Origin of the sequence: Dactylosporangium sp. NPDC048998, assembly GCF_043197855.1 — a bacterium.
Lineage (GTDB): Bacteria > Actinomycetota > Actinomycetes > Mycobacteriales > Micromonosporaceae > Dactylosporangium.
This window is the reverse complement of the sequence record NZ_JBICTV010000010.1, coordinates 205911-223340: the sequence shown is the minus strand read 5'-3', so window position 1 is coordinate 223340 and position 17430 is coordinate 205911. Positions and strand designations below refer to the sequence as shown.

Here is a 17430-nt window from a genome sequence, read left to right as displayed (position 1 = left end):
CGTCAGAACCCGGCGACCGGCACCAACTCCACGGCGCCCCACGCCACTGCCCCGGCCGTGCACGCCACCACGCCGGCTACGGCCTGCAGGAGCCCCTGCCGCCCATGGTCGACGGCGGCGAGCCCCCTGGGACCGATCATCCCTGGGGTCCGCGCCTCATGCGACGGTCAATTGGCTGGTGGCGCCAGTCCGTCAGCAAGTCTTCGTGATCGGCGCTCGCCGGTCGCGGTGCGCGGGGCTTTCCGTGACCATGGAGAACGTGCCGGTCAGCGGCAGGGGAGTGAGCGGTACAGGCGCGCTGAGACGACCGTCAGCCAGGTCATGATCACGATCACCGCGGCCACGAAGCCGAGCGTGAACCACGGCGCGCTGTTGCCCGACGCGATCCCCGCGAACCCGGCCAGGAACAGTGTGCCGGAGACGCGCGAGTACCACGCCAGGGCGCGCGGCTGGTGGCGGGCCAGCACGTACGTGGCCGCGATGACGCACAGGAAGCCGATCCCGCCCGCGACCAGGTGGCCGACGCCGTGCCAGCTGACGGTGCCGGGGCCGTCGGGGGTGCCGGCCGGGAAGCCCATCGCCGGGTCGGCGCGCAGCGCGCCGGCCGCGACGAGGCTCGCGCCGAAGACACCGACCAACACGGACGCCCACCTGCTCTGCGGCACGGCGCGGGCCAGGCCCACCGCGGCGGCCAGGACCATCAGGCCCGAGAGCACGAAGTTGGTGATCTGCAGCCAGCCGAGGGAGCCGTTGGACAGCAGGCTCCAGGCGTGCCGGGTCATGTCGAAGCCGTCGCGGGTCAGGGCCTGCGCGACGCTGACGGTGACGTAGAACGGGCCGGCGAGCACGCCGTAGCCGAGCAGCGAGCGGGTGACGCGGTTGGTCCGGATCTCGGCGGTCGGGGCGGCGGGGGCGGCGGTCATGGCGATGTCCTTTCCCGGTGGGTGCCTTCACCGCTGCCTCGAACGGCGCCGCCGCGATCCGACATCGCGGCCCAAGATTTTTCTCACCAGACGTCGCCCGCGCGGAAGTCGCAGGCCAGGACGCCGCCGAGGCGCAGCGCGCCGACCGGCAGGACGTAGGTGCTGTCGTCGTCGTCCGGGGTCGGGGCGAGGCCGTGCGGGGAGAGCACGGCGGTGGTGCCGGGCCAGCGGACCCAGCCGCGGCGGGCGTAGAGGCCGGCACCGGCCGGCGAGGCCGACAGGGCCCCGATGTCGTACGCCGCCCGGATGATCCGCTCGGCCTCGTCCATGACGGCGGTCGCGTACCCGAGACGCTGGTGGTCGGGGTGCACCGCGACGGCCTCCAGGTATCCGGCGCGCAGCGGCACGCCGTCGGCGAGCAGCGCCCGCTGTACCACCGAGGCGTGCGCGACGATCCGGCCGCCGGCCTCGGCGAGCACGTGCAGTCCTCCCAGCGCATGGGCCCAGTCGGCGTCGTCGAAGGTGCCGCCGAACGCGGCGTCGAGCACGGCCCGCAGCTGCGCGCGCTCGCCTGCGGTGAGGTCGGCGGTGTGCACCGTCCTCATCGCAGGCGCGCCTTCCCGCGGTTCTCCTGCACGATCCACGCGATGTCGGGGTCTTGCGAGGCGGCGTACGCCTCGAAGCGGGGCAGGTGCGCGGGCCAGTCGGCGGGCGGGAGGTCCCGCAGTGCCGCCACGTGCTGTCGACGACGCGCCATGCGGGGAACCCTATCGGCTCAGCCGGCGAACTCCCGCGGTTCGACGAGCACGAGCCAGTTGCCGGTGTTGTCGCGCATGACGGCCTCGACGCCGTACGGCCGCTCCTGCGGCTCCTGCAGGAACGTGACGCCCTTCGCGACGAGCTCGGCGTGGGCCTTGCGGCAGTCCTCGACGCGCAGGCCGAGGCCGCCCATGCCGCCCTTCTCCAGCTGCCGCCGCACGAACGCGGCCGCGTCCTCGTCCAGCGGCGGGCCGGGCGTCATCAGCGTGACCTCGAGCTCCGGCTGGGCGGGGTGGCGGATGGTGACCCAGCGGAACTCACCCATGGTGACGTCGGAGGCGGCCTCGAAGCCCAGCACGTTTACGTAGAAGTCGCGGGTGGAGTCCTGGTCGAGACAGTAGATCGTGACGAGCGAGATGTTGGAGATCATGCTCCCGACGCTACTCCGCGTCACCCTGCGGGCCTTCTCCGAAATTGCGCACCACGCCGGCCATGAACAGCCAGCAGCCGGGGATGTGCGCGGCGCCGGCTACGGCCCAGCGGTTGCGGTACGCCACCGGGCTCTCCCCGACGATCCGCGTGAACTTCGCCGAGAACGAGCCCAGGCTGGTGAAGCCGACCGCCATGCACACCTCGGTCACCGTGAGGTTGGCGTTGCGCAGCAGGTCCTGGGCGCGCTCGATGCGCCGGCGGGTCAGGTAGCGCATCGGGGTCTCGCCGTAGGCGTCCTCGAAACAGCGGATGAAGTGGTACTTCGAGACGCTGGCGACGGCCGCGACCGTGCCCAGGTTGAGCGGCGCGCCGTAGTTGCGGTCGATGTGGTCGCGCGCCCGGCGCAAGTGGGGCAGCAGTTCGACCGGCACGGTCACGCCCCACACTGTAGTCTTCGGCCGGAGCGTGACGGTTGCACATACCGAACGTCGTCGACCTCCGGGCGGGGGTGCGCCGGCCCCGCCGAGTCCGCTAGCGTGGCCCCGCTGACGTCGTACGCCGAAGATGTCGTACGCCGAGGATGGGGAGCTGCAGGGTGCTCGGCAAGAGGTCCGGATACGCCAGGCTGGCCGCGACCGTCGCGATCCTGTTCGGGATCGTGGCCTGCACTGGAGACGCGCCGCGCTCGGTCGCGCAGCCCGCGGCCGAGGTCACACGACAGGCGAGCGCCGCGCCGTCGGCCGCGCCGTCACGCTCGGTGCCGCCGAGCGCGACCGCCTCGCCGACCCCCGCCGCCCCGGCGTCGACGACGCCCGCCGCGCCGGCGACGACCTCGAAGGCGCCCGAGGGCGGGTTCAACGTCCGCCCGCCGGGCAACGGCCACGGCCCGGCCGACACGATCACCCGCACCGCCGGCACCGGCGTCGCGCTGACCTTCGACGACGGCCCCGACCCGATCAACACCCCGGCGATCCTGCAGGTGCTGCGCGAAAACGGGGTCAAGGCCACGTTCTGCATGGTCGGCTTCCGGGTCCGCGACCGGCCCGACCTGGTGCGCCAGATCTACGCCGACGGGCACACGCTGTGCAACCACTCGTGGCAGCACCTGACGGACCTCGCCAAGCGCGACCCGGAGTACATCGACTGGGACCTGCGGCACACCAACGACATGATCCACGCCGCGGTCGGCGCCGACGCCCCGATCAAGTACTTCCGCGCGCCGGGCGGCAACTTCACCCCGTCGCTGGTGGCCAAGGCGGCCGAGCTCGGCATGGCCTCGATCTACTGGGACGTCGACCCGAAGGACTGGGACCACAAGCCCGACAACGGCCACCAGGCCCACATCAACCGGGTCATCGCCCAGGTGAAGGCCGAGATCCGCCAGGGCTCGATCATCCTGTCGCACGACAACGGCCAGCCCGACACGATCGTCGCGTATCGGCAGCTGATCCCCTGGATGAAGCGGTACTTCACCCTGGAGGGCCTGCCGACCTGACGCTCAGGCGAGCCGGGCGTCCAGGGCGGCGCGGTCGGGCAGGAACCAGGCGTCGCGGCCGCGGTTGGACTCGCGGATCAGGTCGCGCAGCGCGTCGCTCGCCGCCACGTGCGCGGAGACGTCGCCGATCACGGCCAGGCGCAGGCGGTAGTTGACCAGCTTCTGCAGGATCTCGCCGGCCACCCCGGAGCGCAGGACGTAGAAGTCGTCGGCGAGCCGGCCGACCGGCACGACGAGCAGCTCCACGCCGTGGGAGAGCGCCGCGCCGACGAGGTCGCCGGCGCCGAGCTCCGCGCCGTAGCGCGGGCCCTCGTCGTCCAGCACGAGCGCGTCGACCCCGTTGATCTTCTCGACCCGGTCCATGGGGAGTGAGGCTATCGCGGCAGCGGGTGCAGGAGCACGTCGTTTATCGCGCCGCCGGCGAGCGTGGCGGTCATGTAGGTGGCGTGCGGCTGGCGGCGGCGGTCGGTCGGCGAGCCGGGGTTGAGCAGCCGCAGGCCGCCGGGGGCGACGCTGTCCCACGGGATGTGGGAGTGGCCGAAGACGAGCAGGTCGACGCCCGGGAACCGCTGTGCGCAGCGGCGCTCGCGGCCGGCGGCCGGCCCCGTCTCGTGCACCACCGCGAGGCGGACCCCGCCGAGCTCGGCCTCGGCGACCTCGGGCAGGCGGGCGCGCAGCGGCGGGCCGTCGTTGTTGCCGAAGACGCCGATGAGCCGCGCGGAGCGCGCCTCCAGCTCGTCGAGCATGGCCGCGCTCACCCAGTCACCCGCGTGGATCACCACGTCGGCCGCCGCGACCGCGGCCCAGACCTCGGCGGGCAGGTCGCGGGCGCGCGCCGGGACGTGGGTGTCGGCCAGCAGCGCCACCCGCACCGGTCTCCCGTCGGCAGCCACGCGCCCAGCGTAGCCAGGCTGTAGAGTCCTGACCATGCAGTGGTTGCGCAGCTGGCCGGTCTTCCGGCAGCTGACCGGGCCGGACCCGACCGGCCGCGGCGAGGCGGTGCGCTCGCCGCGCACCGACGCGATCACCGCCCGCACCACGCAGGCCGACTCGGTCGCCAAGTCGGTGTGCCCCTACTGCGCCGTCGGCTGCGCCCAGCGCGTCTTCGTCAAGGACGGCAAGGTCACCCAGATCGAGGGTGACCCCGACAGCCCGATCTCCCGCGGCCGGCTGTGCCCGAAGGGCTCGGCCAGCAAGAGCCTGGTCACCAGCCCGCTGCGGGCCACCCGGGTGAAGTACCGCCGGCCCTACGCGACCGAGTGGGAGGAGCTCGACCTCGCCACGGCGATGGAGATGATCGCCGACCGCGTGGTCGCCGCCCGGGAGCAGACCTGGCAGGACACCGACGAGCAGGGCCGGCCGGTCAACCGCACGCTGGGCATCGCCAGCCTCGGCGGGGCCACGCTGGACAACGAGGAAAACTACCTCATCAAGAAGCTGTTCACCGCGATCGGCGCGCTGCAGATCGAGAACCAGGCGCGCATTTGACACTCCGCCACCGTCCCCGGTCTGGGGACCAGCTTCGGTCGCGGCGGCGCCACGGGCTTCCAGCAGGACCTGGCCAACGCTGACTGCATCGTGATCCAGGGCTCGAACATGGCCGAGGCCCACCCGGTCGGCTTCCAGTGGGTGATGGAGGCCAAGGCCCGCGGGGCGACGGTCATCCACGTCGACCCCAGGTTCACGCGCACCAGCGCCGTCGCCGACATGTTCGTGCCGATCCGGGCCGGGTCGGACATCGCGTTCCTCGGCGGTGTGGTCAACCACATCCTGAGCAACGAGCTGGACTTCCGGGAGTACGTCGTCGCGTACACCAACGCGGCCACGATCGTGAACGAGGACTTCCGCGACACCGAGGACCTCGACGGGCTGTTCTCCGGCTTCGACCCGCAGACGCAGGCGTACGACCCGTCGTCGTGGCGCTACCAGGGCCATGCCCGCGAGGAGCGCGCGCGGGAGTACGGCCCCGCCGGCCGCGAGACCGCCACGGCGATGCAGCACGAGTCGCACGGCCCGCCGATCCCGGCCACCGCCGAGCGGGACGAGACGCTGCAGCACCCGCGGTGCGTGTTCCAGATCCTGAAGCGGCACTTCGCGCGGTACACCCCGGAGCTGGTGGAGCAGGTGTGCGGCGTGCCGCCGGAGCAGTTCGCCCGGGTCTGCGAGGCGTGGACGCGCAACTCCGGCCGGGAGCGCACCACCGCGCTGGTCTACTCCGTGGGCTGGACGCAGCACTCGGTCGGGGTGCAGTACATCCGCGCCGGCGCCATCATCCAGCTCCTGCTGGGCAACATGGGCCGCCCCGGCGGCGGGATCATGGCGCTGCGCGGGCACGCCAGCATCCAGGGCTCCACCGACATCCCGACGCTGTTCAACCTGCTGCCAGGGTATCTGCCGATGCCGAGCGCCGGCCGGCACGACACGCTGGAGGAGTGGGTCGACGCGATCCGCCACCCCGGGCAGAAGGGCTTTTGGGGCAACGCCCGCACGTTCGCGGTCAGCCTGCTCAAGGCGTACTTCGGCGACGCCGCCACCGCGGAGAACGACTACTGCTTCGGGCACCTGCCCCGGCTCACCGGCGACCACAGCACCTACCAGCAGGTGCTGTCCATGCTCGACGGCAAGGTGCAGGGGTACTTCCTGCTCGGCCAGAACCCGGCCGTCGGCTCCGCGCACGGCCGCGCCCAGCGGCTCGGCATGGCGCAGCTGGACTGGCTCGTGGTGCGCGACCTCTACGAGATCGAGAGCGCCACCTTCTGGCGCGACGCCCCCGAGGTCGAGACCGGCGAGATCGAGCCGCAGGAGTGCAAGACCGAGGTGTTCCTGCTGCCCGCCGCCTCCCACGTGGAGAAGGAGGGCACGTTCACCCAGACCCAGCGGCTGCTGCAGTGGCGGCAGAAGGCCGTCGACCCGCCCGGCGACTGCCGCTCGGAGCTGTGGTTCTTCTACCACCTCGGGCGCCTCGTCAAGGCCCGGCTCGCCGGCTCCACGCTGCGGCGCGACCGGCCGGTGCACGACCTGGTCTGGGACTACCCCACGCACGGCCCGCACGACGAGCCCTCGGCGGAGGCGGTCCTGCGGGAGATCAACGGCTTCGACGTGGCCACCGGCGCGCCGCTGTCCGGCTTCAACGAGCTGCGCGACGACGGGTCCACGGCGTGCGGCTGCTGGATCTACTCCGGGGTGTACGCCGGCGGGGTCAACCAGGCGGCCCGGCGCACGCCCGCGTCCGAGGCCGACCCGCTCGGGCTGGAGTGGGGCTGGGCGTGGCCGATGAACCGGCGCATGCTCTACAACCGCGCCTCCGCCGACCCGGCGGGCCGCCCGTGGAGCGCGCGCAAGGCCTACGTCTTCTGGGACGACGAGCGGGGCGAGTGGACCGGGCCGGACGTGCCCGACTTCGAGAAGACCAAGCCGCCCACGTACCGGCCGGAGCCGGGCACGGCCGGGCCGGCGGGCATCGCCGGGGACGACCCGTTCGTCATGCAGGGCGACGGCAAGGGCTGGCTGTTCGCGCCCAAGGGGCTCGTCGACGGGCCGATGCCGACGCACTACGAGCCGGTCGAGTCGCCGGTGGCGAACCCGCTGTACCCGCAGCAGTCCAACCCGACCCGCAAGCGGTACCAGCGCTCGGAGAACCCGGCCAACCCCTCGCGCAGCGACGTGTTCCCGTTCGTGTTCACCATCAGCCGGCTCACCGAGCACCACACCGCCGGCGGGATGAGCCGGACGCTGGAGTACCTCTCGGAGCTGCAGCCGGAGATGTTCGTCGAGGTCTCGCTGGCCCTGGCGGCCGAGCGGGGGCTGGAGCACCTGGGCTGGGCGCACGTGGTCACCAGCCGGTCGGCGATCGAGGCGCGGGTCATGGTCACCCCGCGGATGCGGCCGCTGCGCATCGACGGGCGGCCGGTGCACCAGATCTGGCTGCCGTACCACTGGGGCGGCTCCGGCCTGACCACCGGCGACTCGGCGAACGACCTCGTCGGCATCGTTCTGGACCCCAACGTGCTGATCCAGGAGAGCAAGGTGGGCACCTGCGACGTGCGCGCCGGCCGGCGCCCGCGGGGCGCGGCGCTTCGCGCGCTCGTCGAGGACTACAACCGGAGGGCGGGGCTGTGACGATAGAGCAGACGCCGCGGCGGATGGGCTTCTTCACCGACACGAGCGTGTGCATCGGCTGCAAGGCGTGCGAAGTCGCGTGCAAGGAGTGGAACGCCGTGCCCGCCGACGGGCTCGACCTGCTCGGCATGTCCTTCGACAACACCGGCCAGCTCGACGCCAACTCGTGGCGGCACGTCGCCTTCATCGAGCAAACCGTGCCTTCAGCCGAGGGGCCGGAGACTCCTGGCGACATACGCTGGCTGATGATGTCGGACGTGTGCAAGCACTGCACGCACGCCGCCTGCCTCGACGTGTGCCCGACCGGCTCGCTCCTGCGCACCGAGTTCGACACCGTGATCGTCCAGGCCGACATCTGCAACGGCTGCGGCTACTGCGTGTCCGCTTGCCCGTACGGCGTGATCGCCCGGCGGGAGGGCGACGGGCGCGTCTGGAAGTGCACGCTGTGCTACGACCGCATCGGCGACGGGCTGCGGCCGGCCTGCGCGACGGCGTGCCCGACCGAGTCGATCCAGTACGGCCCCCTCGACGAACTGCGCGAGCGGGCGCAGGCCCGGCTGGAGCAGCTGGACCGGCCGGAGGCGCGGCTCTACGGCCACGACCCGGACGACGGGGTCGGCGGGCAGGGCGCGTTCTTCCTGCTGCTCGACGAGCCCGAGGTGTACGGCCTGCCGCCCGCCCCGGTCGCCAGCACCCGTGACCTGCCGCAGATGTGGAAGCGCGCCGGCCTGGCCGCGCTGACGATGGCCGCGGCCGTCGCGGTGTCGTTCCTCGGAAGGAGACCATGACCCGCCCCGCACGCGAGCACGGCGGCGAGGACGTCCAGGTCCCCCGCGCCGACTTCCGCTCGTACTACGGCCGGCCCATCCTCAAGGCGCCGGTGTGGAAGCACGACATCCCGGCGTACCTCTTCACCGGCGGGCTGGCGGCGGGCAGCGCCCTGCTCGCGGCCGGTGCCGACCTGACCGGCCGGCCGAAGACCCGGCGGGCCGCGCGGCTGGCCGCCCTCGGCGCGCTCGGCGCGAGCACCTACTTCCTCATCAACGACCTCGGCCGGCCGGAGCGCTTCCACCACATGCTGCGGGTGGCCAAGCCGACCTCGCCGATGTCGGTGGGCACCTGGCTGCTGAGCGCGTTCGGCGGGGCCGCGAGCCTGGCCGCCGCCACCGAGGCGCGGCCCCGCGGCTGGACCGCGCGCGCCGGGCGGGCCGCCGGCCTCGGCGCGGCGGCGCTGGCGCCCGGGCTGGCCACCTACACGGCGGTGCTCGTCGCCGACACGGCGGCGCCGTCGTGGCACGCGGCCCGGGCCGACCTGCCGTTCGTGTTCGCGGGCAGCGCCCTGGCCAGCGGGGCGGCCGTCGGGCTCATCGCGGCGCCGGTGCGCGAGGGTGGCCCGGCCCGCACGCTCGCGGTCGCCGGGGTCGCGCTCGAGGTCGCCGCGACCCACCGGATCGAGACCGGGCTGGGGCTGCCGGGGGAGCCGTACCGCATGGGGAAGGCGGGGCGGCTGCTGCGCGCGGCGCGGGCGCTGAACCTCGCCGGGGCGGCCGGCGCGGTGCTGGGGCGGCGCAGCCGGCTGCTGTCGGCGCTGTCCGGGGCGGCGCTACTGGCGGGGTCGCTCGCCACCCGGTTCGGGGTGTTCGAGGCCGGCGTCGCCTCGACGAAGGATCCGAAGTATGTGGTGGAGCCGCAGCGGGGCTGACGCCCCGCCACGGCGGGCCCTCATCAGGCCTTGATGACCACCGAGCCGGAGATCTTGTCGGCGATGGTCTGCCGCTTCGCGTCCCACAGCGGGAACAGCCAGCCGACGTAGCAGATGATGCTGTCGACGATGTGGCAGATGTCGCGCAGGAAGGCGCCGCCGAAGCCGAGCGGCTGGCCCGTCTGCTCCTTGATCAGCCGCATGCCGAGCGCCTTCTTGCCGAGGCTGGCGCCCTGGCCGCCGAGCACCCACCGGTTGTAGATCGAGTATGCGAGGGCGAGCACCAGGAAGACGTAGTACAGCGCGTTCGGGCCGTCCGAGGAGCCGGCGCCGCCGATCGCGCCGCCGATGCCGCCGAGGATCGCGGCGGGCAGGACGTCGATCAGGTAACCGCCGACGCGCTGGATCCAGTTTGCGTAGTTCATTGGGGGTATTGCTCCTTGGGAGTAGGGATTGACGCGGCTCAGACGAGTCCGAACCGGTAGAGCTGGAAACACCAGCTCGCCGCCGCGGCGACGACCGCGGCCACTTCCACCCTGCGGCGGGTCCGGGCGGACCAGGGCGCCGGCGGGGCGACCAGGCCGAGATGCCGCAGGAAGACCATCGGGACCGTCACGGCCGTCAGGATCGCGAGACCCAGGGCCGCCGGGTTGTCGCCGAGCGAGGCCAGGACGCGGCCGTGTGTCAGGTCCACCGCCGCGGTGGTCAGCCCGCATCCGGGGCACGGGATGCCGGTTGCCCAGCGCAGCGGGCACGGCAGACCGAGGCCCGTGCCGGCGGTGACCGCCGGCCAGACCGCCGCCGCGCTCGCGACGGCGACACCGAACCCGCCCAGGCGCTCCGGTATCGAGTACTGTCTGCGCACCTGAGACCCCGTAGCTCGACGTATTGAGTCGTGATCTTAAGTGGTGATGGACGTCACTTCAGATCGGCTGAATGTCTGATAATCGGGGTCGTTCTACCGTTAGCGAACGTGCAACGTGGGGCCCACCCTTGTTGATCTTGCAGTTCTGGTGCCGAGACACTCCCTGAATGCCCGATTTGTTGGGCTCCACAAGTGCAAGATCGATGTGCGGCGAACTATCGAACCCGCAACGTCGAACCGGTGAACGGGACGAGCTCGCCGATGACCGGATGGCCGGGCAGTTCGCCCGCCACCAGCAGGCCGCCGGAGGTCTGCGCGTCGGCGAGCAGCAGCAGCTCGTCCTCCGGCGTGGCGCCGGCGTCGAGGTGCGGGCGGACCCAGTCGAGGTTGCGCCGGGTGCCGCCGCTGACGAAGCCGTCGGCGAGGGCCCGGCGGGCGCCGTCGAGGTAGGGCACGGCGGCCGCCTCGACCACCGCGGTGACGCCGCTGGCCCGCGCGAGCTTGTGCAGGTGCCCGAGCAGCCCGAACCCGGTCACGTCGGTGGCGCACTCGGCGCCGGCCGCCAGCGCCGCCGCCGAGGCGGCCCGGTTGAGCGTGGTCATCGCCTCGACCGCGTGCGGGAACGCCTCGCCGGTGGCCTTGTGCCGGCTGTTGAGCACGCCGATGCCGAGCGGCTTGGTCAGCGTCAGGGGCAGGCCGGGGCGGCCGCGGTCGTTGCGCAGCAGGCGATCCGGGTCGGCGATGCCGGTGACCGCCATGCCGTACTTCGGCTCCGGGTCGTCGACGGAGTGCCCGCCCGCCACGTGACAGCCGGCCTCGCGGGCGATGTCCAGGCCTCCCCGCAGTACCGCCGCGGCCAGTGTCATCGGCAGCACCTCGCGCGGCCAGGCGAGCAGGTTCACGGCGACGACCGGCCGGCCGCCCATCGCGTAGACGTCGGACAGCGCGTTGGCCGCGGCGATGCGCCCCCAGTCGTAGGCGTCGTCGACGACCGGCGTGAAGAAGTCGGCGGTGGCGACCACCGCGGTGCCGCCGGACAGCGACACGACCGCCGCGTCGTCGCCGTCGTCGAGCCCGACGATCAGCTCGCCCGGTCCCTGCGGCGCGCCGTCGCCCATCAGGCCGGCGACCACCGCCTCCAGCTCGCCGGGCGGGATCTTGCAGGCACAGCCGCCGCCGTGCGCGTAGCCGGTGAGCCGGATCGTCTGCGTCATGGCGTCCAATGTAGGCGCCGCTCGTGGACCGTTGCCGGTGCTGAGCTCAGGCCTCGCGGTCGCGCTCGACCGGGAACAGGATCGGGCTGAGCAGGTGCTGGCTGCGGCCCGGGGCCGGCTCGTTGCCCAGGTGCGGCACGATCGCCGCGCGCATGCCCGCGATGAGCTCGTCGCGCTCGGCCGCGGTCAGCCACAGCGCGTGCTGGCGGTAGCCGACCTGGTCCGCCGCCGGGTCGGCGCGCGGGTCGTCCAGGTACGCCTGGTACTCCGCCAGCAGCGCCGCCATCGCCGCCGCGAACGCGTGCCGGTGATCCTCGATCGTCGCGGCCGCGGCCCGCTCGGCGGTGACCGCGGCGCGGGCCGGGACCAGCCGGTAGTGGCGCTCGACGAACCCGCGGACCCGCTGCTGGCCCGACTCCTCGAGGATGCCGGCGTCGGCGAGCAGGGCGACGTGGCGGTACACCGTGGCCTTCGAGGCGTCACGGATGCGATCGCACAGCTGCTGGGTCGTCAGCGAGCGGCCGCCGGACAGGGCGTGCACGATGCGCAGCCGCACGGGGTGCAGCAGCAGCTCGACCGGGTCCATTGGCCTATGTTCGCACGCCTGCTAATGTTCGCAGACATGAGAACAATGCCACGGGGTGCCGCCGTCGAGGTCGGCGGGCGCAGGATCGCGTTCTACCGGGCCGGCGACGGGGACCCGCCCGTCGTGCTCCTGCCCGGCGCCGGGCTCGTCGGCCTGGAGTACGACAACGTCCTCACCGGCGCCGCGGCCCTGACCACCGTCGTCACCTACGACCGCGGCGGCACCGGCTGGAGCGACCCCGTCGCCCTGCCGCGCACGGCCGGGGCCGTCGCGACCGAGCTGCGCGACGTGCTGCGCGCCGCCGGGCTGCCCGGCCCGTACGTGCTGGCCGGGCACTCCATCGGCGCCGTCTATGCCCGCCGGTTCGCCCAGCTGTTCCCGGCCGACGTGGCCGGGCTGCTGTTCATCGACCCCGGGCACGAGGACATCCTGCGGTTCCTGCCGCCCGAGGTGGTCGCGCTCAACGAGCGGATGAAACCCACCTGGGACGAGCTGCCGGACCTGACCCCCGAGCAGCTGGAGGCGTCCCGCGCCGCCCTGACGCGGCTGTACGCCGAGTGGCCCGCCGATGTGCGCGAGGCCCTCGTCGAGCACCGCCTCGAGACCTGGCGCACGGGCATCCAGGAGGGGCGCAACCTCGAGGACGAGGTGTACGCCGAGCTGGCCGCCGGCGGCCAGCTGCCGGACGTGCCGCTCATCGTGCTCACCGCCGCCGACCGCAACCCGCTGTGGGCCAGGAGCATGCCGCCGGAGCTGCTGGAGCGCGCCCACGACGGCATCAACGCCCTGCACGCCTCGATCGCCGCGTCGGTGCCCCGGGGCGAGCGGCGGCTGGTCGAGGGGGCCTCGCACCAGTACCTGCACGTCCAGCGCCCCGGCCCGGTCCTCGACGCGCTACGCGACCTCCTGGCGCGCGTCCGGGCCTAGCCAGCCGCGGCGACGACCTCCGATGTGCCGCGATCGGCGGGCCGGCGGCGGCCTGTGGCGAGCAGGAGCGCGAGGCCGCCGAGGCACAGCAGGGTGCTCGCCGCGTATGCGTAGCGGTAGCCGAAGTCCGCTGCGAGGCCCAGCAGCGGCCCGGCCAGGATCGCCGCGATCGGGAACGCGTTGCCGGCCAGGGTCGCGGCGCGGCCGGGCTCGCCGGGCAGCAGCTCCTGGACGTAGGAGATGCCCAGGCCCTGCACGGCGGCGACGAAGCTCGCGTTCAGCAGCTGCAGCGCCGCCACCTGCCAGCTGTGCGCGGCGAGCGTGACGAGGGCGTAGTACAGCGCGCCGATCGCGCTGCCCAGGATGATCAGGCGCCGCAGCGGGAATCGGGTCGACAGCGCGCCGAAGCCCAGCATCAGCGGGATCTCCAGGGCCGCGCACAGGCCCAGCACGAGGCCGGCGTCGCGGACCTGGCCGTGCAGGACGCGGCTGAGGTACAGCGACATCGCCTGCACGCCGAGCACCCCGGCGCCCTGCATGAGCGCGAACGCGACGACCACGAGCAGCACCGCCACCCCGGCCTTGCCGGCCGGCGGCCGCTCGACGTGCGCGGGCGGCGAGACCTCATCGAGGCGCAGCAGCACGACCGCGGCGGCGACGGCGTACATGACGGCCGCGGTGAGGTACAGCACCCGGAAACCCCCGGCCTGCACCAGGAACGCGGCCACGGGCGGGCCGGCCACCCAGGCGACCGAGAACAGCATCCGCAGCGTGCTGATCGCCATCGCGGCCCGGGCCGAGCCGCGCTGCTGCAGCACCTCGCGGGCGTAGGCGAAGGACTGCGGGAACAGCGCGCCGCTGACCGCGGTCACCGAGACGGTCAGCGCGAACAGCACCCAGTACTCGCGCACGAACGCGGTCGCGATCGAGCCCGCGCAGCCGGCGAGGGCGGCGGACAGCAGCAGCCGGCGCCGGATCGGGCGGCGGTCGGACAGCCGCCCGAGCACCGACGAAGAGGCCACCATGGCCAGCGGCCCGGCGACGAGGAACGCGCCGACCCGGACCGGCCCGGCGTGCACCTCGGAGCTCAGGAACAGCGAGACGAACGGCCCGACGACCGCGGTCGACAGCCCGACGAAGAAGAACATGACGCCGAGCGGCACCAGCGTGCGCCCGGCTCGCCCGGCGACGCCGACCGGCGCCTCAACGCTAATGCCCGATGCCACGGGCGCACCTTACGCGATGTCGGGGAAGCGTTCTCCCGAATAGCGGCAGGAAGTCTCGTACGTCACTTCGCGCAGCCGCTCAGGGGCGCCAGCCGGTCGACGCCGCCCAGTCCTCGGCCACGGCGACGACGAGGTCCACGACCGGATCCTTGACGTCGGTGTAGGCGCCCAGGTCGTCGAGGTGCCCGGCGAGGGCGGTCTTGAACGCGGCGTACGCGGCCACCGCGGCCGGGTGCGCGCGCAGCCAGTCGCGGAACAGCAGGGCCAGGCGCTCGTTGGGCGAGCCGGCCAGGCGCACGTGGAGGTTGACCGGCTCCGGGCCGCCCCGGGCGTAGAAGTACTTGCGCCACAGGTCCGGGGCGTCGGGCCGGCCCGCGGGGACGTGGTCGTGCTCGTACGGGCCGCGGGCGAAGCCGGCCGCGGCGAGCGGGGCGTCCAGGGCGGGGGTGAGCGCTGCGACGCTCATCTGCAGGTCGTACACCGGCTTGGCGGCCATGCCCGGGATCGCGGTGCTGCCGATGTGCTCCACCCGCAGCGACAGCGGCACCGCGGCGGCGTGGACCTCGGCGGCCAGCTCCAGGCCACGCGCCCGCCAGCCTGCGGCGGACGGATCGATGCGGATCGGCACGGGTGGACCGTACCGGATCCGGGGTTTCGGGTTTATGAGGCGGACCCGCGCCGGGCCCGGGCGCGCCGCTTGCCCTCGTGCATGGCCTGCACGCGGGGGACGGGGATGGTGTGGCCCTCGGCGACGAGGTCGGCGGGTACGTCCTGCGGCGCCGGCATCCGCGCGGCCCACGGGTCGGCGGCGCCGAGCAGGCCGGGCGCGGTGTGGACGGTGAAGTCGCGCGGGGAGACGTCGTCGAGGTCGGCCCAGTCCAGCGGGTACGACACCGGGCAGCCCGGCCGCAGCCGCGGGCTGTACGCGCACACGACCGTCGCGCCGCCGACCCGGGTGGGGTCGAGGAACACCTTGCCGTGCCGGTCCTCGCGGATGAACGCGGTGGTGGCGAGGCCGGGGTCGAGCCGCTCCGCGCGCGCCGCGATCGCCCGGGTGGCCGCGGCCACGTCCTCCATCGGCGTGGGCCGGATCGGCACGAAGACGTGCAGGCCCTTCGCGCCGCTGGTCTTGACCGCGCCGGTGAGGCCGGCCTCCCGCAGCGTCTCGCGCACCAGCCGGGCCGCCCGCACCGCGATCCCGAAGTCCGTTGTGGCCGGTGGGCCCTCCGGCGGGTCGAGGTCGAGGACCAGGTGCGTGGTGTGCGCCCAGTCGTCGGCCCGCACGAGCGTCGGGTGGTACTCCACGGCCCGCTGGTTGGCGAACCACAGCAGCGTGCGACGGTCGTTGCACAGGGCGTAGGCGACGTCCCGCTTCGACGTCTCGGCCCACATGTGGACCGTCCTCACCCATTCCGGGGTGTACTTCGGGACGTTCTTCTGCATGAACGAGTCCTGACCGCGCATGATGCGCACCACCGACAGCGGCCGGTCGGCCAGCACCGGGATGATCCGGTCGTGCACGGCGTCGAGGTAGTCGACGAGGTCGCGCTTGCTGGCCCCGGCCCCCTCGAAGAGCGGCTGGTCCAGGTTGGTCAGCGCGACCCCGTCGCGTTCCTCGGCGGTGCTCACCGTCACACCGTATCGGTTGACCGCTATTCCAGCAGGTCCATGATGATCGCGGCGGCCGCCTTCAGCCCCGCGCCGGCCGCCACGATGACCTGCGCCATGGGGTCGGCGACGTTGCCGGCCACCCACACGCCCTCCACGGCCGTCTTGCCCATGGGGTCGGCGGGCACGTAGGTGGCGACCACCTCGCCCTGCATCTCGAGGTCGGCGGTTTCGAGCCCGAGCCCGTCGAGGAACCCGGCCCGCGCCGCCATCCTGGTCTGCACGACGACCGCCTCCCGCGCCACGACGGTTCCGTCCCGCAGGTGTACGCCCACGTCGTCGACGCCCACGACCTCGCCCTCGACCACACGCACCTTGGGCGAGATGTCCGGCATTTCGTGATTGTTGGTGAACAGCACGACGTCGTCGGTCCACTGCGTCCACAGCAGCGCCTGGTGCGCGGCGAGGGCACCGACGGCGATGACGCCGACGGGCCGGTCGCGGACCTCCCAGCCGTGGCAGAACGGGCAGTGCAGCACCCGCCGCCCCCAGCCCTCGGCCAGCCCCGGGATGTCCGGCAGCTCGTCGGTGAGCCCGGTGGTGACCAGCAGCCGCCGCGCCGCGAGGCTCGTGCCGCCGGCGAGCTCCACCCGGAACCCGTCGCCCTCGCGCAGCGCGTTGGTGACGACGCCGTCGGTGAACTCCGCGCCGTACCCGCGCGCCTCGGCCCGCCCGATCTCCAGCAGTTCGCCCGGCGGGGTGTTCTCCCGCCCGAGGTAGTTGTGCACGCCCGCGGCCGGCGCGTTGCGGGGCTGCCCGCCGTCGACGACCAGGACCCGGCGCCGCGCCCGGGCCAGGGTCAGCGCCCCGCTCAGCCCCGCCGCACCGCCGCCGATGACGATAACGTCGTATTGCTCGCTCATGCCCCCGACCATGCGCCCAACCCGGCAGATGTGGCAAAGAACTTTGCCGGAATGGCAAACTGGTGCCATGGACGAGCACGTCGGGATCCGCCTGCGCCGTCTGCGCGAACAGCGGGCCGTCACCCTGACCGCGCTGTCGGCCGAGACCGGCATCTCGGTCAGCACCCTGTCCCGCCTGGAGTCCGGGGGCCGCCGCCCGACGCTGGAGCTGCTCGTCCCCCTGGCCAGGGCCCACGGCGTGACCCTGGACCACCTGGCCGGCGCCGAGCCGGCGCCGGACCCGCGCGTCCACGCGCGCCCGGTGGTCCGCCACGGCGTCACGTATGTGCCACTGAGCCGCCGCCCGGGCGCCCCGCAGGCGTTCAAGCTCGTGTACCCGCCGGCCACCCCCGCCGGCCCGCCGGACCCGCGGTCCCACGAGGGCTACGAATGGCTGTACGTCCTGTCCGGCCGCCTGCGACTGATCCTGGGTGCGCACGACCTGGTGCTCGATGCCGGCGAGGCGGCGGAGTTCGACACCCGGGTGCCGCACTGGTTCGGCAACCCGACCGACGCCCCGACGGAGGTGCTGAGCCTGTTCGGCCCCCAGGGTGAACGCGTCCACGTCCGCGCCCGCCCGTCCACCCGCCGCGCCAACCCCTGAGTAAGGTG

General features: G+C 73.4%; 22 protein-coding genes. 6 read left to right on the top strand and 16 right to left on the bottom strand.

Annotated elements, in window-relative coordinates:
* Positions 1 to 2: 2 nt before the first annotated feature.
* The 6 genes from ACGFI8_RS24240 to ACGFI8_RS24215 form a co-directional block, all read right to left on the bottom strand.
* Complete coding sequence (locus ACGFI8_RS24240; protein ID WP_392808139.1) at positions 3 to 140, bottom strand: hypothetical protein; 138 nt, start codon at positions 138 to 140, stop codon at positions 3 to 5.
* Between the two features lie 126 nt (positions 141 to 266).
* A complete protein-coding gene (locus ACGFI8_RS24235; RefSeq protein WP_392808136.1) occupies positions 267 to 923 on the bottom strand; it encodes a DUF998 domain-containing protein in 657 nt (218 codons plus the stop codon).
* Positions 924 to 1006: 83 nt separating this feature from the next.
* Positions 1007 to 1528, bottom strand: a complete 522-nt coding sequence (locus ACGFI8_RS24230) for a GNAT family N-acetyltransferase (protein WP_392808134.1) — start codon at positions 1526 to 1528, stop codon at positions 1007 to 1009.
* Positions 1525 to 1680 (bottom strand): hypothetical protein, encoded by a 156-nt coding sequence (locus tag ACGFI8_RS24225; RefSeq protein ID WP_392808132.1) that lies wholly within the window; start codon positions 1678 to 1680, stop codon positions 1525 to 1527. Before ACGFI8_RS24225 ends, ACGFI8_RS24230 begins: the two co-directional genes overlap by 4 nt.
* A gap of 18 nt (positions 1681 to 1698) precedes the next feature.
* Entirely contained in the window at positions 1699 to 2112 is a 414-nt protein-coding gene (locus ACGFI8_RS24220; RefSeq protein ID WP_392808131.1) for a VOC family protein, read from the bottom strand.
* 10 nt (positions 2113 to 2122) lie between these two features.
* Entirely contained in the window at positions 2123 to 2551 is a 429-nt protein-coding gene (locus tag ACGFI8_RS24215) for a helix-turn-helix domain-containing protein (RefSeq protein WP_392808130.1), read from the bottom strand.
* A gap of 158 nt (positions 2552 to 2709) precedes the next feature.
* Here ACGFI8_RS24215 and ACGFI8_RS24210 point away from each other — a divergent pair, with 158 nt between their 5' ends.
* The gene (locus tag ACGFI8_RS24210; protein ID WP_392808129.1) at positions 2710 to 3609 is read left to right on the top strand and encodes a polysaccharide deacetylase family protein; all 900 of its coding nucleotides are present in this window, start codon (positions 2710 to 2712) and stop codon (positions 3607 to 3609) included.
* A 3-nt stretch (positions 3610 to 3612) separates the two neighbouring features.
* Here ACGFI8_RS24210 and ACGFI8_RS24205 read toward each other — a convergent pair whose 3' ends face one another.
* Together ACGFI8_RS24205 and ACGFI8_RS24200 are read right to left on the bottom strand one after the other, a co-directional pair.
* Positions 3613 to 3972, bottom strand: coding sequence for a DUF4180 domain-containing protein (locus tag ACGFI8_RS24205; RefSeq protein ID WP_392808127.1), 360 nt, complete (start codon positions 3970 to 3972; stop codon positions 3613 to 3615).
* 11 nt (positions 3973 to 3983) lie between these two features.
* Positions 3984 to 4481: a metallophosphoesterase family protein gene (locus tag ACGFI8_RS24200; protein WP_392808312.1), complete on the bottom strand. Its 498-nt coding sequence runs from the start codon at positions 4479 to 4481 to the stop codon at positions 3984 to 3986.
* 55 nt (positions 4482 to 4536) lie between these two features.
* Between ACGFI8_RS24200 and fdh the strand changes: the two genes are divergently transcribed.
* From fdh to nrfD, 3 genes are read left to right on the top strand one after another with little or no spacing between them, the layout of a single operon-like run.
* A complete protein-coding gene (gene fdh / locus ACGFI8_RS24195) occupies positions 4537 to 7728 on the top strand; it encodes a formate dehydrogenase (RefSeq protein ID WP_392808126.1) in 3192 nt (1063 codons plus the stop codon).
* Positions 7729 to 7751: 23 nt separating this feature from the next.
* A complete protein-coding gene (locus tag ACGFI8_RS24190) occupies positions 7752 to 8516 on the top strand; it encodes a 4Fe-4S dicluster domain-containing protein (protein ID WP_392808309.1) in 765 nt (254 codons plus the stop codon).
* Positions 8513 to 9430: an NrfD/PsrC family molybdoenzyme membrane anchor subunit gene (nrfD, locus tag ACGFI8_RS24185; RefSeq protein ID WP_392808125.1), complete on the top strand. Its 918-nt coding sequence runs from the start codon at positions 8513 to 8515 to the stop codon at positions 9428 to 9430. Before ACGFI8_RS24190 ends, nrfD begins: the two co-directional genes overlap by 4 nt.
* Positions 9431 to 9453: 23 nt before the next feature.
* Here the strand turns inward: nrfD and ACGFI8_RS24180 are convergent, their stop codons facing one another.
* The 4 genes from ACGFI8_RS24180 to ACGFI8_RS24165 all read right to left on the bottom strand — a co-directional run bounded on the left by ACGFI8_RS24180 (position 9454) and on the right by ACGFI8_RS24165 (position 12095).
* The gene (locus ACGFI8_RS24180; protein WP_392808123.1) at positions 9454 to 9855 is read right to left on the bottom strand and encodes an RDD family protein; all 402 of its coding nucleotides are present in this window, start codon (positions 9853 to 9855) and stop codon (positions 9454 to 9456) included.
* Positions 9856 to 9893: 38 nt separating this feature from the next.
* Complete coding sequence (locus tag ACGFI8_RS24175; protein ID WP_392808122.1) at positions 9894 to 10295, bottom strand: DUF2752 domain-containing protein; 402 nt, start codon at positions 10293 to 10295, stop codon at positions 9894 to 9896.
* 215 nt (positions 10296 to 10510) lie between these two features.
* Positions 10511 to 11518, bottom strand: coding sequence for a selenide, water dikinase SelD (gene selD, locus ACGFI8_RS24170; protein WP_392808120.1), 1008 nt, complete (start codon positions 11516 to 11518; stop codon positions 10511 to 10513).
* A gap of 37 nt (positions 11519 to 11555) precedes the next feature.
* Positions 11556 to 12095, bottom strand: a complete 540-nt coding sequence (locus tag ACGFI8_RS24165) for a helix-turn-helix domain-containing protein (RefSeq protein WP_392808118.1) — start codon at positions 12093 to 12095, stop codon at positions 11556 to 11558.
* Positions 12096 to 12131: 36 nt separating this feature from the next.
* Here ACGFI8_RS24165 and ACGFI8_RS24160 point away from each other — a divergent pair, with 36 nt between their 5' ends.
* Complete coding sequence (locus ACGFI8_RS24160) at positions 12132 to 13022, top strand: alpha/beta fold hydrolase (RefSeq protein ID WP_392808117.1); 891 nt, start codon at positions 12132 to 12134, stop codon at positions 13020 to 13022.
* On the opposite strand, the gene ACGFI8_RS24155 is transcribed toward ACGFI8_RS24160, so the two are convergent.
* From ACGFI8_RS24155 to ACGFI8_RS24140, 4 genes are all read right to left on the bottom strand, one after another.
* Positions 13019 to 14248 carry an MFS transporter gene (locus ACGFI8_RS24155; protein ID WP_392808115.1) on the bottom strand — a complete coding sequence of 410 codons (1230 nt, stop codon included), beginning with the start codon at positions 14246 to 14248 and terminating at the stop codon, positions 13019 to 13021. The two genes, ACGFI8_RS24160 and ACGFI8_RS24155, sit on opposite strands and share 4 nt — an antisense overlap.
* A gap of 79 nt (positions 14249 to 14327) precedes the next feature.
* A complete protein-coding gene (locus tag ACGFI8_RS24150) occupies positions 14328 to 14876 on the bottom strand; it encodes a GrpB family protein (RefSeq protein WP_392808113.1) in 549 nt (182 codons plus the stop codon).
* Positions 14877 to 14908: 32 nt separating this feature from the next.
* Positions 14909 to 15877 (bottom strand): DNA polymerase domain-containing protein, encoded by a 969-nt coding sequence (locus ACGFI8_RS24145; RefSeq protein WP_392808112.1) that lies wholly within the window; start codon positions 15875 to 15877, stop codon positions 14909 to 14911.
* 23 nt (positions 15878 to 15900) lie between these two features.
* Positions 15901 to 16791, bottom strand: a complete 891-nt coding sequence (locus tag ACGFI8_RS24140) for an NAD(P)/FAD-dependent oxidoreductase (protein WP_392808111.1) — start codon at positions 16789 to 16791, stop codon at positions 15901 to 15903.
* A gap of 55 nt (positions 16792 to 16846) precedes the next feature.
* Between ACGFI8_RS24140 and ACGFI8_RS24135 the strand changes: the two genes are divergently transcribed.
* On the top strand, positions 16847 to 17422 hold the full coding sequence (locus tag ACGFI8_RS24135; RefSeq protein ID WP_392808109.1) for a helix-turn-helix domain-containing protein: 576 nt from the start codon (positions 16847 to 16849) through the stop codon (positions 17420 to 17422).
* The last annotated feature ends 8 nt before the right edge of the window (positions 17423 to 17430 follow it).